14 protein-coding genes are annotated in these 25,086 nt (G+C 29.8%); all 14 read left to right on the top strand.

The genetic code is table 11. The features are described from left to right. The first annotated feature begins 50 nt into the window (after positions 1 to 50). The 14 genes from GQS57_RS12410 to GQS57_RS12345 all read left to right on the top strand — a co-directional run bounded on the left by GQS57_RS12410 (position 51) and on the right by GQS57_RS12345 (position 24,425). Positions 51 to 1,424, top strand: coding sequence for a TlpA disulfide reductase family protein (locus tag GQS57_RS12410; protein WP_165733162.1), 1,374 nt, complete (start codon positions 51 to 53; stop codon positions 1,422 to 1,424). Between the two features lie 7 nt (positions 1,425 to 1,431). Then, complete coding sequence (locus GQS57_RS12405) at positions 1,432 to 2,820, top strand: TlpA disulfide reductase family protein (protein ID WP_165733161.1); 1,389 nt, start codon at positions 1,432 to 1,434, stop codon at positions 2,818 to 2,820. Positions 2,821 to 3,440: 620 nt separating this feature from the next. Further along, a complete protein-coding gene (locus GQS57_RS12400) occupies positions 3,441 to 5,822 on the top strand; it encodes a polysaccharide lyase 6 family protein (RefSeq protein ID WP_165733160.1) in 2,382 nt (793 codons plus the stop codon). Positions 5,823 to 5,834: 12 nt separating this feature from the next. Next, positions 5,835 to 6,911 (top strand): T9SS type A sorting domain-containing protein, encoded by a 1,077-nt coding sequence (locus GQS57_RS12395; RefSeq protein ID WP_240915473.1) that lies wholly within the window; start codon positions 5,835 to 5,837, stop codon positions 6,909 to 6,911. Between the two features lie 275 nt (positions 6,912 to 7,186). Beyond that, entirely contained in the window at positions 7,187 to 9,496 is a 2,310-nt protein-coding gene (locus GQS57_RS12390) for a chondroitinase-B domain-containing protein (RefSeq protein ID WP_165733159.1), read from the top strand. A gap of 382 nt (positions 9,497 to 9,878) precedes the next feature. Further along, entirely contained in the window at positions 9,879 to 12,146 is a 2,268-nt protein-coding gene (locus GQS57_RS12385) for an alginate lyase family protein (RefSeq protein WP_165733158.1), read from the top strand. Between the two features lie 27 nt (positions 12,147 to 12,173). Further along, complete coding sequence (locus GQS57_RS12380; protein WP_165733157.1) at positions 12,174 to 12,548, top strand: cupin domain-containing protein; 375 nt, start codon at positions 12,174 to 12,176, stop codon at positions 12,546 to 12,548. A 132-nt stretch (positions 12,549 to 12,680) separates the two neighbouring features. After that, on the top strand, positions 12,681 to 15,935 hold the full coding sequence (locus GQS57_RS12375; protein ID WP_165733156.1) for a SusC/RagA family TonB-linked outer membrane protein: 3,255 nt from the start codon (positions 12,681 to 12,683) through the stop codon (positions 15,933 to 15,935). Positions 15,936 to 15,941: 6 nt separating this feature from the next. After that, positions 15,942 to 17,513, top strand: a complete 1,572-nt coding sequence (locus GQS57_RS12370; protein ID WP_165733155.1) for a RagB/SusD family nutrient uptake outer membrane protein — start codon at positions 15,942 to 15,944, stop codon at positions 17,511 to 17,513. A gap of 13 nt (positions 17,514 to 17,526) precedes the next feature. Continuing rightward, on the top strand, positions 17,527 to 18,702 hold the full coding sequence (locus tag GQS57_RS12365) for a hypothetical protein (protein WP_240915472.1): 1,176 nt from the start codon (positions 17,527 to 17,529) through the stop codon (positions 18,700 to 18,702). A 21-nt stretch (positions 18,703 to 18,723) separates the two neighbouring features. Then, complete coding sequence (locus GQS57_RS12360) at positions 18,724 to 20,217, top strand: PKD domain-containing protein (protein WP_165733154.1); 1,494 nt, start codon at positions 18,724 to 18,726, stop codon at positions 20,215 to 20,217. 1,396 nt (positions 20,218 to 21,613) lie between these two features. After that, positions 21,614 to 22,315 (top strand): FadR/GntR family transcriptional regulator, encoded by a 702-nt coding sequence (locus GQS57_RS12355; RefSeq protein WP_165733153.1) that lies wholly within the window; start codon positions 21,614 to 21,616, stop codon positions 22,313 to 22,315. A 17-nt stretch (positions 22,316 to 22,332) separates the two neighbouring features. Continuing rightward, positions 22,333 to 23,634, top strand: a complete 1,302-nt coding sequence (locus tag GQS57_RS12350) for an MFS transporter (RefSeq protein WP_165733152.1) — start codon at positions 22,333 to 22,335, stop codon at positions 23,632 to 23,634. A gap of 26 nt (positions 23,635 to 23,660) precedes the next feature. Continuing rightward, on the top strand, positions 23,661 to 24,425 hold the full coding sequence (locus tag GQS57_RS12345; protein WP_165733151.1) for an SDR family NAD(P)-dependent oxidoreductase: 765 nt from the start codon (positions 23,661 to 23,663) through the stop codon (positions 24,423 to 24,425). Positions 24,426 to 25,086: the final 661 nt, after the last annotated feature.

Here is a 25,086-nt window from a genome sequence, read left to right as displayed (position 1 = left end):
TATTCTGTTATTAATCATCAATAAATGCTTGCTTATAACAATATTAAACAATGAAAAAAATATTATTAGTTTTATTAGTTTCCACACTTTTGTCGTCTTGTAATAGTACTCCCAAAAAAGATTACATATTATTTTCAGGGAAAATACTAAACACAAAATCGCGTGAATTTCGTTTAACAAAAATAGGAGAAGGTTCTGAAAATAAAAAAATTACTTTAGAAGAGGATGGTACATTTTTAGACACTATAACTTCTGGAACCGGTTTTTATTTTCTTCATAACCCAAGGCAAAGAGTCGATTTATATTTACCTAATGGAGGTGATTTTAACCTTACAATTGATGCTGAAAATTTTAGAAGTTCGGGTAAATTAACAGGTAAAGATTCAGAAGCTTCAAATTTTATGCTTACAAAAAATGAACGATATTATTCTTTAATAGGAAATACCACAGAATATTTTTTATTATCAGAAACTGATTTTAAAATTAAATCTAAAAAGGTGGAAGAAAGCTTGTCTAAATACTTAGATAGTTTTCCGAATACTACAAAAGATTTTCTTGAATTTAGACGTAAAGAATTAAAGTATAATCGCCTTTATAAATTAATTAATTACGAGAATTCTCATCGAGTATATTCAAAAAATAATAATTTTAATGTATCACCAGGTTTTTATGATGAATTAGAAGAGTTTGATTTTTTGAATGAAGAAGATTACAAGATGTCTTATCCGTATAAAAAATTAGTAAAATGGTATTATCAAAAAGAAATTGACGCATTAATAGCACAAGAAAACATTGATAAAAGTTTAGCGAAACTTAAAGTTTATAATAAGGTGCCAAATGAATTTATAAAAAATAATTTGATAAGCACTGCTGCATTTTTTGGTATAAGCGAAACTAAGGAGATCGAGGAATATTATGAATATTACTTATCAATAGCTAACTCTAAAACCGAAAAGGTTACAAAAAAGTATAATAACCTTATAAAAATAGCTAAAGGAAAACCTTCTCCTGAATTTACAGATTATATAAACCATGCAGGCGGAAAAACATCTTTAAGTGATTTAGAAGGGAAATATGTATATATAGATGTTTGGGCAACATGGTGTGCACCTTGTTTGGCTGAAGTACCATTTTTAAAAGAAATTGAAGAAGACTATAAGAATAAAAAGATTCATTTTGTTAGTCTTTCTATTGATACTGAAAAACATTTTGAGAAATGGAAAAAAATGGTCACAAATAAAAAGATGGGAGGAATTCAATTAATTGCAGATAAGAATTGGAGTAGTGAATTTGTTTCAGAATATCAAATAAATGGAATCCCTAGATTTATTTTACTAGACCCAAAAGGTAATATTGTTGATGCACATGCGCCAAGACCTTCAAGTCCTGATTTAATTAATTTATTAAACACGTTGAAACTTTAAAAAAAGCATGAATAAAATATTATTAATTCTAGTAATCGTATTCGGTTTAACATCTTGTGAATCAAAATCTAATAAGGATTATATCATACTGAAAGGTAAAGTTTTAAATCCAACAACAGAGCAGTTTAAGCTTAGAAATCGCGATGGTGAAGGTTTGTTTTCTGCAAATATATCCAAAGACGGTACTTTTGTAGTAGATACAATAACTACTGGATTTGGAACCTACAGATTTGAGGGAACAGGGATTAACAGGGTAAATATGTATTTAACTAATGGTGGTGAATATAACCTAACGTTTGATGAAAAAAACATGGTTGATACTGCCGAATTAACAGGTCCAATGCTTAATCCATCTAATTATTTAATGACCAAAGGGAAACGTATAGACTCATTAAGAGGTATGAGTTTTACTGCATATAAAACCTTAGAACCTTCAGCATTTAAAGCCAAAGGGATTATGGTTAGAGATAATCTTTTAACGTATCTAGATAGCTTTCCGGATATGCCTAAAGAGTTTGTTCAATTTGAGCGACAGGAATTGATTAATTATTATCTGTTGTATTTAGTAAGATATGAGTATTTACACGGGCAAGTTACTGGTACACTTGATACTTTTAGAGTTTCAGATGAATTTCTTAAAGATTTAGAAGATGTTGATTACCTTAATGAAGCGGAGTTTAAACAAAGAGGGTATTATAAAAGTTTGGTAAAAGAGTATTTTGAATTAAAAGCTAAAAAAAGCTCTGAAGAAACAGGAGATAATTATCATATTACTGAACTAAAAACTTTTGGAGCAATTCCGAATGAGTACATAAAGAATAACTTATTAGCATTAGCGGCAAAAAGTGATTTGAGTGAAATACACAATCTAGATGACTACTATAATACTTTTCTTTCGGTATCTAATTCAGAAGAAAACAATGAAAATGTTACAGAAAGATACAAAGAGTTAAAGAAACTTGCAAAAGGATCACCGTCTCCTATTTTTACGGATTATATTAATCACGCTGGAGGAACAAGCTCTTTAACCGATTTTAGAGGTAAATATTTATACATCGATATTTGGGCAACTTGGTGCAGTCCGTGTTTAAAAGAAGTACCCTTTCTTAAAGAAGTTGAAAAGAAGTACCATGGTAAAAATATAGAATTTGTAAGTATTTCTGTTGATATTAAAAAAATGGAAGGAGCTTGGAGAAAAATGGTAACGGATAAAGAATTAAGCGGAGTTCAATTACTTGCAGAAGGCGCTTGGAGTAGTAGTATAATTAAAGGGTATCAAATTAAGGGAATACCACGTTTCATTCTAATAGACCCAGAGGGAAATATTGTATCAGCTAAAGCACCACGACCATCTCAAAGTGAATTAATAACTTTATTTCAAGAATTAGGTATTTAATCTAAAAATAGGTATTATATTTTTATTCAAAAACTAAAGACCTGAATAAGTTATTATAGTTTGGGTCAAATTATATTTAATTTTTTTGTTGAGATAAATTCAATAATTGTTTCTAATAATTTCCATTGTTATATCTATTTTCAATGGAAATTTTTCCTATTTCACAACAATTTATTCTTATTCACTTATTAAGAAAAATCATAAACAAAAAACAACCTTCCAATTTCTTTAAATATTCTTCTTTTCTTCAAGGATTTAATTTTCTACCGTAAAAATATTATAAACTATCATACATAGATTATGATTGTGCTTTTAGATAACATTATATCAAAATGTTGCTTATCTTTTTTTTAAATAATGATGTATTTTATTATTGAGTAATTGATTGTCAAAGAGTGTTTTTATGAGATGTTAAGCATTGTTGCTTTATACATTAAAGTGTTAAAAATATTTCCTTTTGAACTTTATAAATTTTGCCATTTTTTTATTTAATAAAAAACACGTATATTTGGTTAACCAAATTGGTTTACCAATTTATAATGAAGATCAAATTTTGATGTTTTTATAAATTGGTTCACTTTTTGATTTTAATTAGTACATCAATAAATTATTACCTCTATATGAAAAAATTAGCCTTAGTATTTATATCAATTTTATCATTTTTTAGTTTTGATTTCTTAGCACAAGAAGTTTTAGTTTCTAATATCACAGAATATAACAAAACTATAAAATCGGCAAAACCAGGTACTATAATTGTATTAAAAAATGGAGTTTGGGAAGATGTAGAGTTACATGCTTATGGACAAGGTGAAGAAGGTAATCCTATTTTAGTAAAAGCAGAAACTCCAGGAGAAGTAATTATTACAGGAAACTCAACTTTAAATATTTATGGAGAATTTATAATTGTAAGTGGTTTGTGGTTTAAAGATGGTAATACAACCTATAAATCGGTTGTTCAGTTTAGAAAAGATTCTAAAATATTCGCAAATAACTGTCGCTTAACAAATTCTACAATTTCTTATTTTAAATCTAAAGAAAATTTAAAAGACCATTGGGTAGATCTTTGGGGTAAAAATAACCGAGTAGATCATAATAACTTTACAGGTAAAATTAGTGAAGGAACTACTTTGGTGGTTTGGCTTAAAGGAGAAGAACATGTAGAAAATAATCATAGAATAGATAATAACTTTTTTGGTAAAAGACCAGATTTAGGTAAAAACGGAGGAGAAACAATTAGAATTGGTACTAGTACGAACTCTAAAAAATCATCTAAAACTTTAGTAGAAAAAAATATTTTTGCAAGTTGTGACGGTGAAATAGAAATTATTTCTAATAAATCTGGAGACAATATTTATAGAGATAACTTATTTGTAGGTAGCCAAGGTGCGTTAACGCTAAGACATGGTGATAATGCTTTGGTAGAAAGAAATGTTTTTTTAGGAAACGGTGTTTCTAAAACAGGTGGAGTTAGGGTAATCAATTCTAATCATATTATCAGAAATAATTTATTTGTTGGTTTGTTAGGAGATGGCTATAGAGGACCAATTGTCGTGATGAATGGAGTACCAAACTCACCATTAAATAGATATGAACAAGTAAAGAATGTAGATATTCAGAATAATACGATTATCAATTCTGGGCCAATTTCCTTCGGAGAAGGTAAAGATGATGAAAAAACGTTGGCACCTATAAATACTAATTTTTCAAACAATTTAGTTTTTAACGACAAGCCAGGAAAAAATATTTTATTTGTTGATAACGTTTCGGGAATCACTTTCAATAATAATTATATAGATGCGGCAACACCACAGGCTATTAATGGTTTTAATGCAACCAAAATAGATTGGAAAGAAATAGGTTCTTTTCCTGTGCCAACCGCTAAGAATAACGACTTGTTAGTCGTTACTAAAAATAGTAAAAGTCTAGAAAAAGATATCAATAATAATATAAGAGAAGTTTTTAATGCAGGCGCTTTTAATTTGGATGCTAACAATTTACCAAGAGCTTTAAAGTTAAGATCTGGTCCGGGGTGGACACCTAATATTGTTGCTCCAATTATTAAAGCTGAAGAAATTACCGTAGAACCTGGTATAGAAACTTTAAGAAAAGCGATTGATAAAGCGTCTCCAGGTTCTGTTTTAAATTTAAAAACAGGAGAGTATATTTTAGAAAAATCAATTAAAGTATCTAAGAATATTACTATTGTTGGAGATAAAGGCGGTGCTACCATTATAGCGGCCAAAAAAGATTTAGAAAAACCAATTAGTTATTTGTTTAGGGTAAATGAAGGGGTAAACCTACATATTAGCAATGCAATTCTAGATGGTGTAAATTCTGAATTAAAATATGCTATTGTTTCTCCTGATAAACAAGAAGGCGGACTTTATAATTTATTTGTAGATAATATTATCTTCCAAAACTTTACGAATAAAAATGGAGGAAGCGTTTTTAAAGCCTATAATGGTACAAAAGCAGACACGTTAAGTTTTATAAATTCTAGATTTGAAAACAACTATAGAGGGCTAAATTTATCTTATGATAAAGATATTATGGAACTTTACAATGCGAATACTATTATTATAGACAACACTGTTTTTAAAAATATTGAAGAAGCAGCAATTAGTTATTATAGAAAAACGGTATCGACAGAAATTCCTGGTGGAAATTTAATTATAAATAATTCAATTTTTAGTAACGTTTTTAATAACGAAAAAGGTGAAATTATTAGAGCAGATGGAATTAGCAATGTTTCCATTACAAATTCTGTGATTGAAGATAGTTATAAGGTTGTAACACCTGTTTCTCTAAAAGGTTCTAATAATAGTATTTCTAATTGTTTAATTCACAAAAGTGGTTTTGTTAAAATAAGTGATAATGCTAAAAAGGAAAATTTAATTTATAAAAACCCTCGATGGGATGATAATTTCCTTTTTATTCCAAGTGATAAATCACCATTATTAAAAGTAAATAATGATGTAGGTAATATTGGTTTAAAGCAATAAATATATTTTCTGATGATGAAAAAATTTCTTTTTGGTATTGCTTTTTTGACTTTAGTATCACAAACAATTTTTAGTCAGGTTGTATTAAGTGCCGATGGTCCTGGAAATACGTATGAGTTGATAAATGCTGTTTTTGCTAATCCAAACAGAAGTGCTGTAGAGGCTCCAGATTGCAATCATGCAGATTTTGGAAATCATATAGATGAAGTTTTTGATACAGAATTAAATAAAAATATTTTTCGTTTTCATATTCATGTAACTCCAGATAATGATCGTTGTAAAAAGTTTGATAGACAACGTAATGAAATAAAAACGTACGCAGATTCTCCTGAAACTTTAAAGGCGACAAAAGGAGAAACTGTAACATATAAATGGAAATTTAAGTTAAGTGATTCTTTTAAAACTTCAGCAAGTTTTACACATATTCATCAAATAAAAGCAGTTGGTGGAGCATATGCATCTATACCTATGATTTCTTTTACTTTAAGAAAAGGAAATCCAGATAAATTAGAGTTAAGATATACGGCAACCAATGATCAGACTACTTTAAAAACGGCAAACTTAGATTTATTTAGAGGGAATTGGGTAGAAGTAACAGAGCATATTAAATTTGATGATGTAGGGAGCTATTCTTTAGAAATAAGAAAGGTTTCTAATAATGAAGAAATATTTAGTTATTCTAATAGTCCATTAGATACTTGGCAGGATGGTGCAGAATTTGCAAGACCCAAATGGGGTATTTATAGAAGTTTAAATAATAAACAAGATCTGCAAGATGAAATAGTAAAATATGCAGATTTTAGTATTGAAGAAATAACAGGATTACTTTCTGTTGATGATTTAAAAGCGAAAGCAGGAAATATTTTATTATTTCCAAATCCATCGTCTAATGAAATAGAATTTAAAAATGCAGATTCAGATGCGTATGATAAAGTTGCGTTGTTTGATAATACTGGTAGAAATATTTCTATAGAAAAGAGGTTAAATAATAAAAAGGTAGATGTTAGTGGTTTTTCTAAAGGATTGTATTTTGTTGTTTTTACAAAAGATTCAATAATAGTAAAAGTATTAAAATGCTATATTAAATAATGCTTTTAAAGTGTAATTAGTTAAACTTATGTACCTATATTTATTTTTAATTTTTGAAACATAAAATTAATGAGTTCTTAATGAAACTATTAATTCTTCTTAAATAGTTTTAGCATTCCAAAATTAGTAACTATATTTGGTAAACCAATTTGGTAAACCAGTTTTTATTTTACCAAATAATTTATGTACTATTTTAAAAACAACATACTTTTTTAGGGTTAGCAGTCTCTAAAAATTTTATAAGAGTTTACCCAAAACATATTAACTAAAAGAAAATGAAAAAAACACTTCTAATTATCAGTTTACTATTGCTAATCGTTTCTTGTGAGCAAAAAGTAGCTAAAAGTATTGTTGTAACAAATTCATCTGAACTAATAGAGGCAGCAAAAAATGCGCAACCAGGAGATAATATTGTTATTAAAGACGGAATTTACAAAGACGTAGAAATTGTTTTTGAGGGTGAAGGAACAAAAGAAAATCCTATTGTTTTAAAAGCAGAAAATGCCGGTAAAGTTTTTATTGAAGGTGTTTCTAGTTTACAAATGGGAGGTAGTTATTTAGAAGCAAATGGATTGTTTTTTAGAAACGGATATTCTCCGTTTAAAAATGTTATTGGTTTTAGAATTACAGATGAAAATGTAGCAAACTATAGTAAAGTTACCAATTGCGTTATTTTAGATTATAACAGTTTAGAGCGAGATCAAGATAATTTATGGGTGCAACTTTATGGTACGCACAACGAATTAAGTAATAACTATATTGCTGGTAAAACAAATGGAGGACCAACCGTTAGAGTAGATCTAAAAGGAAACCAAAGCATTAGAAATTATCACCAAATTATAAATAATCATTTTGGACCAAGACCTAGAAAAGGTGGTGCAAGAGGAGAAACTATTCAATTAGGAAGTAGTTTTACATCTATGTCTCCAAGTAATACAACCATTGCAAACAATTTATTTGAAGAATGTAATGGAGAAGTTGAAATAATTTCTAGTAAGACAAATTTTAATATCATTAAAAATAACGTTTTTTATAAAAGTGAAGGTTCTGTTGTAACCCGTCATGGAAATTACGTTACTATTGATGGTAATTATTTTATTGGTGATGGTGTAAATAAACAATTTGGTGGAATTAGAATTGTAAATACCGGACACTGGATTATCAATAATTATTTTTATAAAATTATAGGAGAAAATTTTAGAAGTCCATTAGCTATTATGAATGGTATTCCTAAATCGCCATTAAATAGATACAATCAAGTTACCGATGTTGTAGTTGCATATAATACGTATGTAGATTCTAAATCTCCTTGGCAATTTGGTGTAGGTACCAATATTGCTCAAGCAGCTGTATTACCTAAGTCGGAAATTCGTTCTGCAAGAGCGCTTAGAACAGTTGTTGCAAATAACATTATTTACAACAGTGTAGGAGATGAAACTCCAATTATAGAACATGATAAAGCGGATGGAGTAAAATTTAAAAATAATATTATTAATAATCAGGGTGTAGGTTTCGATAATTCAGAAAGAATACAAGCTACCGAATTTGAATTAACAAAATTGAGTGAGCATATTTATATGCCAAAATTAACGAGTGATTTTGATGTTTACAACGGTTTTGGTTTTGAAACTATTAAACATGATATTTTTGGAAACTCTAGAGAAACCTCAAACTCTATAGGAGCAGCAGTTCAAGGATTAATGAAAGATCCCGCAATTTTAGATAAAACAAAATACGGAGCCTCTTGGTATTCTAATGTAGTAGAAGCTGCAACACCAAATGTTTTAGCGGTTACAAATGCTAAAGGTGAATTAGAAGCGGCAATAGCTTCTGCTAAACCAGGTGATGTTATTGCGTTGAGTTCTGGTACATATAAAGTTTCAGCATCTCTTGTTATTAATAAATCAATAACAATTCAATCTAAGGATGATGAAAAAGCGGAAATTGTTTTTGAGGGAGCAGATAATACGCCTTTATTTAACTTGAATCCGTACGGAATTTTAACCATTAATAACATTGTGCTTTCTGGAAACGGAAAACAGCAAGCTTTTGCAAACTTAAATAAAAACATGTCTAACCATTTTGGATTGACAGTTTCTGGATGTGATATTAATAATTTTGATTATGTGTTAAAAGCATACAAACAGACATTTGCAGAAGAAGTAACCTTTAAAAATAGCACCATTACCAATTGTGAAAACGGTATTGAGTTATCTGAAGAAACAAATGATAGAGGAGACTATAATACAGAGTATTTAACGGTAGATAACTGTCAGTTTACAAATGTTAAGCAAAATGTGATAGACTATTACAGAGGTGGTTATGATGAGTCTACTATTGGCGGAAACTTATTGGTTTCTAATAGTACTTTTACAGAATGTGGAAGTAAAGAAGAAAATGGTATGTTGTTAAATCATAGAGGTATTGTGAATGTAAACATTACTAAGAATGTATTTAAAAACAATAAAGTGGAGTTTGTTTCTATTTTATGGGGAGCAAAAAACAACGTAGAATCTAATAATACACTAATTAATTCAGGGGAAATTAAGACTGAAGAAAATTTAGTGATGAAGCTAATGTATTAATAAAATATATTAGACCTCTAATCGTTCTTTTAATTTTTTTTCAATATCCGTTTAAGAAGAATATATACAGACAAAAAAACAATTGAATTGTCTGATTTTCTAAATGAGTTTATGTTTTAAAGGTTATAAGTAATGACTTAGTAGGTTCTATAAAAATAATTATTGAGTAGTTTTTTGAATTATTACTTTAAAGGCCCATTTATTTAATATAAATGGGCCTTTTTTTTTGGTTTTTTATAACATCAATAATGTAAAAAGATGAAATTCTGCCTGTAAATTATGTTAAATTCACTATTTTATATACTATTATTTTGTTAAAATACTAATTAGCCATATATTTGGTACACCAATCTGGTTAACCAATTTTAATTTCAATTTATATATGAAAAAATTTAGCATACAATTAATAGCTCTTTTTTTTATTAGTTTTATTGCGATCTCTTGTAATAAAACAACAGAGAATGCTAATGATGACGTAGAAAATGAGGGTTCACATCCTAAATTGATTTTAACGAAAAAAGGTGTAGATAACATTAGAAAAAACTTAGGCAATGTGCCTATTTTTGATAAAACGTTAGCAGATACAAAAGCAGAAGTAGATGCCGAAATAGAATTAGGAATATTAGTTCCTATTCCTAAAGATTTATCTGGAGGTTATACGCATGAACGTCACAAGAAAAACTTTATAATTATTCAAAAAGCTGGAGTCTTATTTCAGATTTTGAATGATGAAAAATATGCAAACTATGTTAAAGATATGTTGTTTGCGTATGCAAAATTATATCCAACATTACCTGTACATCCACAAACAAGATCTTATGCAAGAGGTAAATTATTTTGGCAATGTTTAAATGATTCTAATTGGTTAGTGTATTCTGCACAAGCTTATGATTGCGTTTATGATTGGTTATCAAAAGAAGAAAGAGAAACATTAGAAAATGATTTATTTATTCCGTTTGCTAAATTTATATCAGAAGGTAATCCACAGTTTTTTAACAGAGTACATAACCATAGTACTTGGGGTAATGTAGCTGTTGGAATGATTGCTTTGGTTATGGACAACGATGAATTGTTAGACAATGCATTAAACGGCTTAAAAACGGATAATTTAAATACTGGAATGAGAGATAATGATGGTGGTTTTATTAAAGTTGAAGGATTAAGATTAGGCTTTTTCGGAAACTTAGACGAACCTTTTTCTCCTGATGGATATTATAATGAAGGTCCTTATTACCAACGTTATGCCATGTATCCTTTTTTAATTTTTGCTGAAGCATTACACAATGTAAAACCAGAATTAAAAATATTTGAATACAAAGATGGCGTTTTATTAAAAGCAGTAGATGCTTTACTAAACTTATCGGATGCCGATGGAGATTTTTTTCCATTAAATGATGGTCAGAAAGGAATGTCTTATTATACAGCAGCGTTGGTTTCTGCAGTAGACATCGCTTATAAGTTTGGAGGAGAAAACCCTGAGTTGTTAAGCATTGCTAAAAAACAAGATAGAGTTGTTTTAGATGATACTGGTTTAGCAATTGCAATAGGAATTAAAGATGGCTTAGAAAAACCTTTCACAAAAAAATCTGTGAATTTATCTGACGGTAAAAAAGGAGACGAAGGAGGAGTTGGTATTTTAAGAAGTGATAATTTAGAGTTGGTATATAAATACGCTTCACATGGTTCTAGTCATGGTCATTATGACAAATTATCTTTCTCTTTACATGAAAAGGGTAATGAAGTATTACAAGATTATGGTTTAGCTCGTTTTGTAAATATTGAACAAAAAGGTGGAGGTAATTATTTAAAAGAAAACCAAACATGGGCAAAACAAACCATTGCACATAATACGATTACCATAAATGAAGAAAGTCATTTTGAGGGTAAGTTTGAGATTGGAACCAAACACCATTCAGACTTATATTTTTATGATGATAAAAATCCTAATATACAGATATTAAGTGCAACAGAGGTAAATGCGTATCCTGGTACGGAAATGCTTAGAACCCTAGCCTTAATTAAAGATGAAGATTTTGAAAGACCATTTACAATAGATCTTTTCAAAATAAAATCAGATAGTAAAAAACAATATGATTTACCTTATTATTATTTAGGTCATATTATGAAAACTAATTTTGAGTTTGAAACGTATGATCAACTAAATCCTTTAGGAAAAAAGAATGGTTATCAACATTTATGGAAAGAGGCTTCAGGAAAACCTGCAACAGATAATACGGTGTTCTCATGGAAAAATAATGATTTATTCTACACATTAACAACTGCTTCTAATACAAATGATGAGTTAATTTTGGCAAGAATTGGTGCCAACGATCCGGAATATAATTTACGTAAAGAACCTTCTTTTATTATCCGAAGAAAAAATACTCAAAACACCACTTTTGCTTCTGTAATAGAGTCTCATGGTAGTTATAGTTCTGTTTCTGAACTAGCTTTAAATGCATATAGTAGTATTACAAACTTAAAAATTGTTTTAGATACAGAGGCATATACTGCAGTAGAAATTACTACTAAGAAAATTACAACCAAAATTTTTATAATCTCTAATAAAGATAACTCTACAGATAAAAATCATATAATTAAAATAGGCAATAAGGAGTATAATTGGAAAGGTTCTTATTATTATAAGTAAATAAAAAAAATAAATAAAATGGGAAAAATGAATAGATTTAGTGAAAAGTACGTGATTTCTAAAGATTTAGATTGGGAAGTATTAGGTGGAGGAGTTTCTAGAAAATTTTTAGGTTACGATAATCAAATTATGATGGTAAGCGTAAAATTTGAAGAAGGAGCATTAGGTGCACCACATCAACATTTTCATACGCAAGCTACTTATGTGGTTTCAGGTAAATTCGAATTTGAAATTGACGGTGTAAAGCAAATTGTAGAAGCAGGAGATGGGGTTTATATAGAGCCTAATTTATTGCATAGTGCTGTTTGTTTAGAAGAAGGACAATTAATTGACACATTTAGTCCTGTAAGAGAAGATTTCTTAACTGGAGATGGACCTTCTTATTTTGCAGACAAGAAGTAATACAATAATCTCTTAAGGAAGATTTAATGAGGTGATAGACGTTACTATTACATCAAAATATAGCAGTTTTAATCTTAAAGGACATTTAAGATTAAATGTTTTTTAAAGAAAAATAATTCAAAACAATTAACAATGAACTTAAAAATTAAGTTAGTATTTATTGCAATGCTTCTTTTTAGTGCAATAGGATTTGCGCAGGAAAGTGTTACAGTAACGGGAAATGTTATGTCTAAAACGGATAGTGAGCCTATATTAGGGGCTAATGTTATCCTGGTTGGAACAACAAAAGGAACAAGTACCGATTTTGATGGTAATTATAAAATTACCGTGAAGTCTGGAGATGTTATTCAGTTTTCTTACTTAGGTTTTAAAACGAAAACGGTAACTTTTACAAATCAAAAAACAATTAATGTAGCCTTAGACGAAGATTCTAATATTTTAGATGAAATTGTTGTAGTTGGTTATGGAAATCAAAAACAAAAAAACGTAACAAGTGCTTTAACAAAAGTTTCTGGAGAAGATCTTCAAAACCAAGCAGTAGCACGTGTAGAAGATGCTCTTAAAGGTAGAGTTGCAGGTTTAAGAATTCAAGTAACTTCTTCTGAAGCGGGTGGAGATCCTAAAATTACATTAAGAGGACCTGGTTCTGTTACTGGTTCTTCTTCTCCTTTAATTGTGGTAGATGGAGTAATTCTAGGTACAGATTCAGATATTTTAGGATCTATAGACAATAATAATATTAAATCTATTAGTGTTTTAAAAGATGCATCTTCTGTGGCTATTTATGGTTCTCGTGGTGCAAATGGTGTAATTTTAGTTACTTTAAAAGAAGGGATTTCTGGTCAAACAAGATTTTCTTATAACAGCTTTACAGGATATAAATATTCTGATAACAACAGCAACTTTAATACAACAATAGCGCAAGAAAGAGCAAGGTTAGATGGTTTACAGAGTCAGGTGAGTGCAATATCAGTAAACAGCCCTAATTATGGTAGAATTGTTGGTGATAACGCAAATGCAGATAATGGATCTTATAATAATGCTTACGCTGAGTTAGAAGCTATGGAATTTATTGCTTCATTAGGAGGTGGTGAAACAAATTGGCAAGATGAAATTTTTGATGGTGGTTTTATACAAAGTCATTCTTTTGCTGCCAGAGGTGGTTCTGAGTTAACTAGTTATTCAGCTTCTTTAGGTTATTTAGAAGATGAAGGGATTGTTTTAAATGATGATTTTAAAAAATACAATGCTAGAGTTAAGATTGATAGTAGATCTAAGAATAAAAAAATAAAATATGGTGCAAGTATACGTGTTAACTATAATGACCAAACTAAGGTACCTGCAAGATTTACTGATCCATTAAGACAAATGGGGCATGTGCCATTATATTTAAATGAAGAACATTTAAAATATGTAACTCCATTTTCTACAGAAGTAGGTGTTTCTACAGATGCAGGAAAATTATTTGAAAACCTTGGTGTAGGAAGTTACGGTTTTTCTAGAGCTTTTGATCATACGTTTACTGCAGATCCTAGCAACCCAAGAAGTATTCTTAGAGATCCAGCTACTGGCTTACCAGTTGCTAGTGGTTTAACATCTGGTGGTTTAACATTATCTACCACTAAAAACGTACATCCTTTGGTACATTATATGGAAAGATCTAGAACTAAGAAGAAATTAAGTTTAAATGCATCTTCTTATATCGATTTTAAATTAGCAAAAGGACTTAATTTTAGACAAACTATTTCTGGTGATTTTAGACACAATAAAAGTAACGAAGCAGATTATTTATATGGTCAAGAAAACAGAGATCAAGAATCTTTTAGATTAGAAAGAAGAGATGAGTTAAACCAATACACATTCGAGTCATTACTTAAATATGATACAAGTTATAAAAAACATAACTTTAATTCAGTATTAGGATTTGAGTACATGCAAAGTGATAATTATAGACAAGAATCTGAAGCAGTTGGTTTCTCTAACGACTTTAACAATAATATTGCTATTGCAGATGGAGGAACAACATATACAGATAATGCAAGCGAAAAATTAGTTTCATTTTTTGGTAGGTTAGATTATAACTATGATGAAAAATACTTGTTTCAATTATCTGTGCGTAATGATGCAAGTACAAGATTTGGTCCAGATTCTAAAAACGGATTTTTCCCTGCTGCATCTCTTGGTTGGGTTATGTCTAATGAAAAATTCTTATCAGAAAGTAATTTAATATCATTCTTAAAAGTAAGAGCAAGTTATGGTCTTTCTGGTTCTAACCAAATTTCTAATAACATATTCGAATCTCTTTACAGGTTTGAAGAAGCATATAGTACAATTAGCTATGATGGAACAACTGGTGTAAAAGCAACAACTTTAGCAAATCAAATTCTAGGTTGGGAAAAACTAAGAGAATTTAACCCAGGTATAGATGTTACTTTTGGTAGAGGTCTTTTTAGCTTAACAGCAGATTACTATATTAGAACAAGTGAAGATTTATTACTTTTTGCTCCATCTGCTGCTGCTTATGGTACAGACAATTGGTTACAAAACCTTGGTGAAGTTAAAAATGAAGGAGTAGAATTTGAGGTTAGTTCTAGATTGATGTCTAAAGAAGACTTCCGTTGGAGTGTTTCTGGTCAGTTTTCTTTAAATAGAAACGAAGTAACAAGCTTAGGAAATAACGAACAAATTATCTCTAGAATTGATCAAGATACAAGACCAACTGAATTTATTGCAAAAGTTGGGCAGCCAATTACTTCTTTTTATGGATGGGTATATGAAAAAGAAATTCCTTTAGAATGGGTAGATAATCCTTTTAATAGATTTAACAATGATTATGCAGATGTATATGTAAAAGATTTAAACGGAGACGGAATTATTGATGATGATGATAGAACAGAATTAGGTAGTCCTTACCCAGATTTTGAATGGGGTTTTAATTCTGATTTTACTTTGTATGATTTCGATTTTTCTTTTCAATTACAAGGTTCTCATGGAGCAGAAGTTAGAGTTGCAGATTTAGATCAATTGTATTATGCAAGTGAGTCTGCTGTTAACGAAGTATCTAATTTTCCGGATAGAGACTTAACAGTTCATAGAAGATTTACTGATGACCACATCCAAGATGCATCTTTTGTAGCTTTAAGAAATGTAACTTTAGGATATACATTACCAGAATCTTTTACATCAAAATATAATTTTGATAAATTAAGATTTTACATAGCAGGAGAAAACTTATTGTTCTTTACAGCTAAAGGTTATGAAGGATTTAATCCAGAAGCAGCAGGTCAAACATCAGACAATGCGAATACGCCTTTAACAGCAGGATACCAAAGAGGAGATGGACCTATAGTTAAAACAATTTCAGCGGGAATTAACTTTCAATTTTAAATAATTATGAAAAATATATATAAAAATATAATAGTTGGTTTTTCTTTTATAGCTTTATTGACAAGTTGTGAAACAGAACTGGACTTAAGTAATCCTACAGCACTTTCGCTAGAGGAGTTACTACAAACAGATGATGGATTTATAGCATTATCTAATGGAGTTTTAGATTCTTATCAAAAAATTCCTGCAAACGAATTCTTATTAACAGAATTAAGATCAGATAATGTTAGAGCAAATTCAGAAAACGGAAACTTTCCTGCAATTAATGCATTTAATGTAGATGCAAATAATGGAGATGTAGCAACGTATTACTCTAATAATATGCATACTATTAAGCATGCAAATACTATTATTGATAATAAATTTCTAGCACCAGAAAGTCAACAATATACTGTTGGTGAAGCTTACTTTATGAGAGCTTTATGTCACTTTAACTTGGTAAGAGCATATCAAAACATACCTTTTATAGACAAAGTATTAGATGTTACAGAAAAGGAAGCTTTAGATTATCCTCAATTACCAGAAGCAGAAGTGTATGCTAAAATTATTGAAGATTTTAAAACGTCAATTGCTTACTTAAACAATGCAGAACAAAATAGATATCGTCCTTCTAAAGGAGCTGCAATTTCTTTAGCTGCAAAAGCATATTTAAGTCAACCAAACCCGAACTATGTAGAAGCAGAACTTTTATTAGCTTCAGTTGTAGAAAACAATGTTACCTATAAATATGATTTAATGTTTACAGAAAGAGCTGCTGGTTTATCAGACCGTGATTATTATGCAACTTTAGCTGTAGATTATGGGCATATTTTTGGGAATGAATTTACGGGTGATTTTTCTGAATCAAATTTAGAATCAGATCCAGTTCTTGATGGAGATTGGGTTAATAACTCAGGTCTTGAAATTAACAACGAAATTATTTTTTCTATAGCTTACGATCTTGTTAGTAGTGATAACTATGCAACTAGTGATAGTGGTTTAGGCGATCAAGTAGAAACAGATTCAGAATCTCACAGTTTTGCAATGACATTACAAGGACCTTCTAACGGTGTAAATATTGCAACTTTAGAATTCTTAGAAGTAATGAATCCAACAGCACAACCGGTAAGATTTCCTGCTTCTATTATGTCTTTAGGGTATAGCGCTTTTTTAGCAAATAATACTGTAGATGTCTTTAATGCTAAATATCCTACGGATGGTGAAATTGGAGATAATGATTGGATTGTTTTAAGATATGCAGATGTGTTGTTGTTATATGCAGAAGCTATTCTTGGAAACTCAGATAGTACTACAGACCAAAGAGCTATAGATGCTTTTAATCAAGTGAGACTAAGAGCTGGTTTAGAAGAGGTAGTAAACTTAACAAAACAAGACTTATTAGACGAAAGAAGAGTTGAGTTTGTATATGAAAACCAACGTATGTATGATTTAATAAGATTTGGAGAAGCAGATAATGTGTTGTCTAAATTTTCTACAGACAATAGTTTAAATTATACTAGTGGAAAGAAATACCTTCCATTTCCACAAAGAGAAAGAGATAATTTGCCTAATTTTTATAAACAAAATGATGGATACTAAAAAACACTCAATTATGAAAAAATATTTGTTTAACTTAAAATATATTGTGTTAGGGACAGTAATTTCTCTAACCTCTTGTGTAAGTAACGACTTACCAGAAGTGGGCGATTTAGAAGATTTTACAAGTCCCACACCTTTTTACAATTCAACAGATATTACAACATCTGAGTTTGATTGTAACGATGTAGAATTATGGGCTAATTATGAAGTTAATTTTCAAGCAGGTTCTAATTTAGCTGTAAATGGTACACAGTACGATTGGACAGTAACACCGTCTGAAGGGGTTACTTTAGTAAATAAAGACCTACCAATTCTTAAGCAATCTATAGATGCAGAATTAGCAACTGTGGTAGCATTAGAAAATGAAATAGCTAAAATTGAGTTTAAATTACCATGTGAAGTAAATGAAGACAAAAAAGCGGTCTTAGAAGCTTCTATTGAAAGTTTAAAAGTTCAGTTACAAGCAGCTAAAGATGAGGTTTCTGCAGAAGTTACAGAAAATGTTGCTGCTTTAAATACACAAATTTCAGAATTAGCACCTGCAACATTACAAGATCAAGAATTAATTTTTTCTTTTCCTGGTCCAGGTACATATACTATTGGTTTAACGGTAACAGACAATCTTGGTAAATCTGCTTATACAGAAAAATTAGTAACTGTAAACCAGGCCGTACCAACCATAGCGATACCAGAAATTGGAGAGCCAGGTTTTGATGATGGAACTTTATTTGATGGAACAGGAGACGGTAGAGATTCTTGGAGATCACCTAGTACCGCAAATTGGGGAGGAGTATTTCAAATCAACTCAAAATCTGAGTTAGGTGTATTGCCTTCTGGTTTACAAGCTGCTAAATTTCCTGCAGATGGTAGTAGAGTAGGGTATCAAGAAATTGAGGTTACTCCTGGAGCAACTTATGTGTTAACTTATTTTAGTGAGTTAGATACCAATAATGCAGGAGACGTAACGGTTTCTTTAATCAGTCCAAATGCTACAACACTTGCGGAGTCTAAATTAGAAGCTAATATTATTGCATCTAGAACAGACAGTAGTGACGGACGTGTAGATGATGTATTTAAAAAACATGCTATTACGTTTGAAGCAGGTCTTAATGAATCAGTAATTATTTTACTTACTAATTCTGGTACAGAGTGCAGGCTAGATGCTTTTGATATAATAGTTAAACAATAATAGATTCTAAAATTTAATATTATGAATTATAAAAAAAATAAAAAATTCAATAGCAGTATTTTTGCACTGTTTTTTGTGTTTCTAGGTCTTGTTTCTTGTTATGACAACGGGTATGAAGAGTTTGTGCCACCAACAGGTAATGTAAATGATATACAACCATCTACACTTTTTACAACAAGTACAAGTGCAGATGATACCATGTCTATCGTATTTAGAAGTTATTCTACAGATGCTGCTTCTTATTTATGGGATTTTGGTGATGGGACAACTTCTTCGGAAGCAAATCCAGATTATAAATATACCAATGGTGGAGAGTATAAAGTAAAACTTACTACTACAAGTTCAGATGGTTTAATAGCTGTAGATTCAGCAACAGTAGCTCCTGTTTTTGTTGATTTTAATTTTACTTCTATAGATTCTAAGGTAACTTTCGAAAACTTAACTTCTGGTGCAAAATCTTTAGTTTGGAATTTTGGAGACGGAGAAACTTTAACATGGGACTCTGAAGAAGATACGGAATTAGATTCAGATTTTAATCCTTCTCATATTTATAAAACAGCAGATACTTTTGAAGCAACTTTAACAGTAACTAATTTTTTAGATGCTGAGGTTTCAGTTTCAAAAAATATTGAAGGATTGGTTTTATCTACAGTACCAGATTTTACTTTTGATGTAAATGGTCTTACTGTTCAGTTTACAGACGCTTCTCTTTTAGCAACTACACATAGTTGGGATTTTGGAGACGGAACTACATCAACAGAAGTGAGTCCATTACACACTTTTCCGGCAGAAGCTACGTATGATGTAACTTTAACAACAACTAACGAAGCAGGTGTTTCTAAAAGTGAAACAAAAGCGGTTCCTGTAGGGGCTGTAAAACCTACTTTTAAAGCAATTGTTCAAAACGGTACTGCCGATGATTTTCAAGGAGTAACAGGTGATAATGCCGATGCTTGGGATATGACTCCAGGTAAAACAGTTGTAGACGATGTTGCTGGTGAAATAGATAGCCCTTATAGAGCATTATGGAATAATACCGCTCTAAATGCTTATATAGATGGAGCTTTTGGTACAAATGAACAACCAGGTTCTTCTAGTGATGGTTCTTATGTAAACGGAGAAAAAACAAGAGCTGTTAAACTTTCTAATGATTCTAGACGTTTATACCAACTTGTAGAAGTAGAAGCAGGTGTTGTGTATTCTTTTACTATTGATACTCGTTCTGAAGCAGAAGGAATCAATACCGAAGTATTCATTTTAAATAATGAAATTACGACGGAAGAAGATATCAATACAGACCCAGCAAATAATAGTAATGTTGATGCTTATTTTGATATTACTAATGATTTTAATTCAAGTAAAGGATCTTCATCTGAGAATACATTTACTACTACAACATTTACTTTTAAGGCTACATCAAATATTGTTGTAATTTATGCGAGAGCATTAAAAGCGGTAGATAGTAGCAATGAGGTATTTATAGATAATATTGATATTATAACTCCTGGCTTTTAATTAATAAGGACTATATCACAATGAAATAACACTTATTTTATTTCATTCGATGGTAAATAAGTAGACAGTTTACAAGTCTATCATAGAATAAATAACACACATTATAATTTTAAAATAATGTGTGTTATTTTTTTTTGTACTAATTTTTAACCATTAATGCGCTTATAAAATCATGAAATTTAATTTTTAAACTTGTAATTATTCAAATTTAGGAGCATATTTAAGTATGATATCAGTGGTGGTTTTTTACCTATATTTTAGTTTTAAAAATCAATATATTAAGGATGATTTCTACGTAGAGTAATAACATTTCACTTCTTTTTTTGACTTTTTTTTTATTGAAATAGGTATTTTAATATTTACATATCTTAATAAATCAGGTTGAAGTTTGACTGATAAATAGACTTTATCGGAAAATAAGACCCATTCTTTCATTTTGAATCTTTTAAATGATAAATATCTTACCAATTTATTCTTAATAAATCACTCTATTTGTTAAGTATAAATGCTAAATAAAACAGCACTTAATTTACCTCATAAATACTTGTAAAAAGACTTATAAAAAATACTTCGATTAAGGTTTTTTTGAATCTCTACTAAATTTTAGTTCTTCTTTTTTTTGATAATTTATAAGCTTTAAAAGTGATGTTATTGATAATAAAATAATACTGAAATTTAAGTAAATAGTTAACTCGTTTTAAGTCAGTTTCATTTTGAATAAAAAACAAATAGTTGCTTTTTTATTGTAAATATAGTTTTCTAATTGATGTATTGTGTGTGGTTTTAATTGATTGATTTTCAAGTATATTGTTTTGTTTTTTTAATGTTTAAGATAGAAGGTTAGCTGTTTTTTTAAACATTTTATTTTTGGTTTTATTGACTTTTAAAATTAAAATTATTTATAATAATTTACTTTAATATTATGTTGTTTTTAGCTTTTTTATTTATACCTACAAGAGGATAAATTAATTGGTAATTAACGATTAACTTCTTAGTGAAAATAATTATTATCAAGTGAACATTTTGTTTAGAATCTTAAGTAGAATAATCTTCAATAAAACATAATTTGTCATTTTAATTAAATTACAATAGTTTAGTGAATTAATTAATAAAGTGTTTTATAGGTAAAAAAAATAGTATATCTTTGAAAAACTGAAACTGGTAAACCAATTTGGTAAACCAGAAGTAAGCTGATTTTAGATGTTCTTTAAAAACCAATTTATTTTAACTATAAAGTAGCAGTATTTAAAGTTTAAAAGGTTAATTAAAGTTTCTAGAATTATAATAAATAATTCAAAACAATTAACAATAAGTGTAACGGTTAATTTAATTTTTATGACAACGTTTCTTTTAAAAATTAATGTTAGTAAGTCATAAAACTATAAAATTTGAATAAATGAAATTAGAAGTGCTTACAAAAAATGAAAATCAGAAAATCCAGGATTTAATAATTAAAGGAATTAAAGAACTTATTAATTATAAAAATTTAGAACCTGGAGATAAATTACCTTCTGAAAGAATGCTTTCAGAAAAGTTTGTAGTGAGTAGAAGTAACGTAAGAGAAGCGATTCAGAAATTAGAATTTTATGGCCTTCTAAAATCCATCCCACAAAGTGGAACATTTGTAGCTAACATTGGTGTTATTGCTATGAATGGTATGATAGACGATATTTTAAGATTAGAAAAATCTGGTTTTAAATCACTCGTAGAAACTAGAATACTATTAGAATTAAAGACTGTAAGATTAGCTGCTTTAAGGAGAACGGATGATGATTTACAAAAAATAGAGGAAGCACTACAAGCACACAAAGAAAAGGTGCTTAATGGAGAAGACGCTGTACAAGAAGATTTGCTATTTCATTTAGCAATAGCAAAGGCTTGTGGTAATAGTACTATGAATACATTTATGTTGATTATTACTCCAGAAATTATCACGAACTTTAAGGAGCACCATGTTTGTGATGCAGACTTAGCACATAGAGGAATAGCGGATCACCAGGCTATTTTTGAAGCTATTAAAGCTAAAGACCCTCAAATGGCAAAACTAAAAATGAAAGAGCATTTTAGAGAGCTCTATACATATTGTTATAATGTTTAATTAAATAAGTATATAAAATGAAAGTAAAAGGATTACGTTGGTGGGTCGTCGCATTGATTGCTATAGCTACTATTATTAATTACATTGACCGAACATCATTAAGTGTCCTTTGGCCAGAAATAGCCAAGGATTTATATCCCGGGCATACAGCTGATGAAACGAAAGCAATTTATGCTCTTATTTCAATTATTTTCGTATTTTCTTATGCTTTCGGACAAGCAATATTTGGAAAAATATTTGATTGGGTAGGTACACGATTCGGGTTTGTTTTGTCTATTGGTGTGTGGTCTGTTGCTACAGCATTACACGCATTGGCTCAAGGAGTTTTAAGTTTTGGTATATTCCGTGCAATCTTAGGAGTTTCTGAAGCAGGAAACTGGCCAGGTGCTACAAAGGGAAATGCAGAATGGTTTCCTACTAAAGAACGTGCGCTTGCACAAGGTATCTTTAACTCAGGTGCTGCGATAGGTGGAATTATTTCCATTCCGTTAATTGCTTTTTTAACAGTGTATTTTAGCTGGAAAGGTATATTTATTTTAATTGGTTTAGCAGGTTTACTATGGTTGGTGCCTTGGTTAATTTTAGTAAAAGCACCACCAATAAATCACCCATGGATTACAGATGAAGAGCGTGATTATATTTTAACAGGTCAAAAGAATGAAGATTTTGATGGAGATGGTGTAAATGATCAAGAGTACAATCCTGATACAAAAGAGTTATTAGGTCACAAAGAAAGTTGGGGTGTAATATTAGCATCAGCATTTATTGATCCTATCTGGTGGTTGTTTGTTTTTTGGATACCAATCTATTTAAATGAAGTGTATGGTATGGATGTGAAATCTATAGGACTTTATGGTTGGGTACCTTATGCAGGAGCTATGTTAGGAGCTTGGTTTGGTGGTCTATTGGCCCAAAACAGACTTAAAAAAGGATGGTCTATAAATAAGACCAGAAAAATGGTAATTACATTAGGTTGTTTAATAATGTTACCAGCATTATTAGCTATGGCTAGTCCTGGAGGACCAACAACTGCAGTAATTATTATGGCTGTTATTTTATTCGGATTTCAAACAGCAATTGGAAATGTTCAAACTTTAACAAGTGATTTATTTAGTGGAAAAACAGTAGGTACATTATCTGGACTTTCTGGTATGGCTGCTAAACTTACTGCTGCTGGTTTAACATATCTAGTACCTTGGTTAACAAGTGGAGGTAATTATACACCAGCATTTATTATTGGTGCAGCATTAGCTATTTTAACTTTAGCAAGTGTTTGGATATTTATACCAAAAGTTAAGTCTATCTCAAAAATAGTATAACATAATTAATTTTTAAAATAATTTAAATGAGTACATTAAACAACAAAGTTGCTGTAATTACTGGAGCAACAGGAGGAATTGGTTTTGCAGTAGCAAAAAGATTAGGAAAAGATGGTTATACTGTTATATTAAACGGTATAGAAGATGAAGCAGGAGCTAAAAGAGTAGAAGAGTTAACTGCAGAAGGAATTACTGCAGAGTACTATGGTTTTGATGTTACTAAAGAAGAAGAAGTAACAGCTAACATAAATAAAATTGGTGAAAAGTTTGGTAAAATTGATGTGTTAGTAAATAACGCAGGTGGTTTAGGTGGTAGATCTAGATTTGAAGAAATGACAACTGAATTTTACAGATTTGTAATGGCTTTAAACTTAGACTCAGCATTTTTTGCTTCTAGAGCAGCAATTCCTTTTCTTAAGAAAAGTGACAATGCTTCAATCGTTAACTATACTTCTAACGCTGGTTGGAACGCAGGTGGACCAGGAGCAGGAATCTATGGTACTTCTAAAGCAGGTGTTCATGCAATTACAAGAGCATTAGCAAAAGATTTAGCAGAATATGGTATTAGAGTAAATGCAGTATCTCCAGGTACTATTGATACTCCTTTCCATGCTCAAATTAAAGCTACTAAGCCAGAAGTTTTTGCTTCTTGGGCAAATAGTATTATGTTAGGAAGATTAGGTCAGCCAGAAGATGTGGCAGGTGTAGTTGCTTTCTTAGCGAGTAAAGATGCAGCTTTTATTACTGCAGAAACTATCCAAATTGGTGGTGGTCAAGCATTAGGGATCTAATTAAATATTTTTTTTATACAGAACTCCTTTACATTATATGTAAAGGAGTTTTTTTTGTTCTAATTTTTTGAATCAATAATTATTGTAAATACTTGTTTGTATTTAATCATAAAGAATTTAGTACAATTTTTAGTTTACCCTTCTAGTGAATTTTAGATGTAAAAGTTTAAGAAAATTATTACCTTATTTTTTGTAATTCTAATTACGCTTCAGTCTAGAAATATGTTTGCCTCACAAAAGCAAATGACTGTTGTGTATTTCTCATTCTTTAAAAGTTGTTTGTACTTAATGAACAATTTATGTTATCTACAATGTGGTTATTAGGATTAGTTTTTAATAAAACAATCATAAAAATTACATAATCATATTATTTCTTAGGATAATTAAGCTCAGTCTGCAAGCTTAATTCTTTTAATTATGCGTTCAACTGATCATCAACAGAACTCTTAAATGGTCTTAAAAACGTTGATATTGGTTAAAATTACCTCAATAATAGCTTGCTTTTTTATTTGTTCAAATTAATGTCATCTCTTTGTAATAGTGGGGTTTATGTGTTTATTTGAAAGTGATTAGAGTTTTTAGAGGTTAATTTAGAATATTTTAGAGTTAATATATTGTTAATTCAAATATAATTGTATATTTGGAAAACCATATTGGTTAA

It is taken from the genome of Polaribacter sp. 20A6, assembly GCF_011378915.1.
GTDB lineage: Bacteria > Bacteroidota > Bacteroidia > Flavobacteriales > Flavobacteriaceae > Polaribacter > Polaribacter sejongensis.
This window is presented reverse-complemented; position numbering and strand designations above follow the sequence as displayed.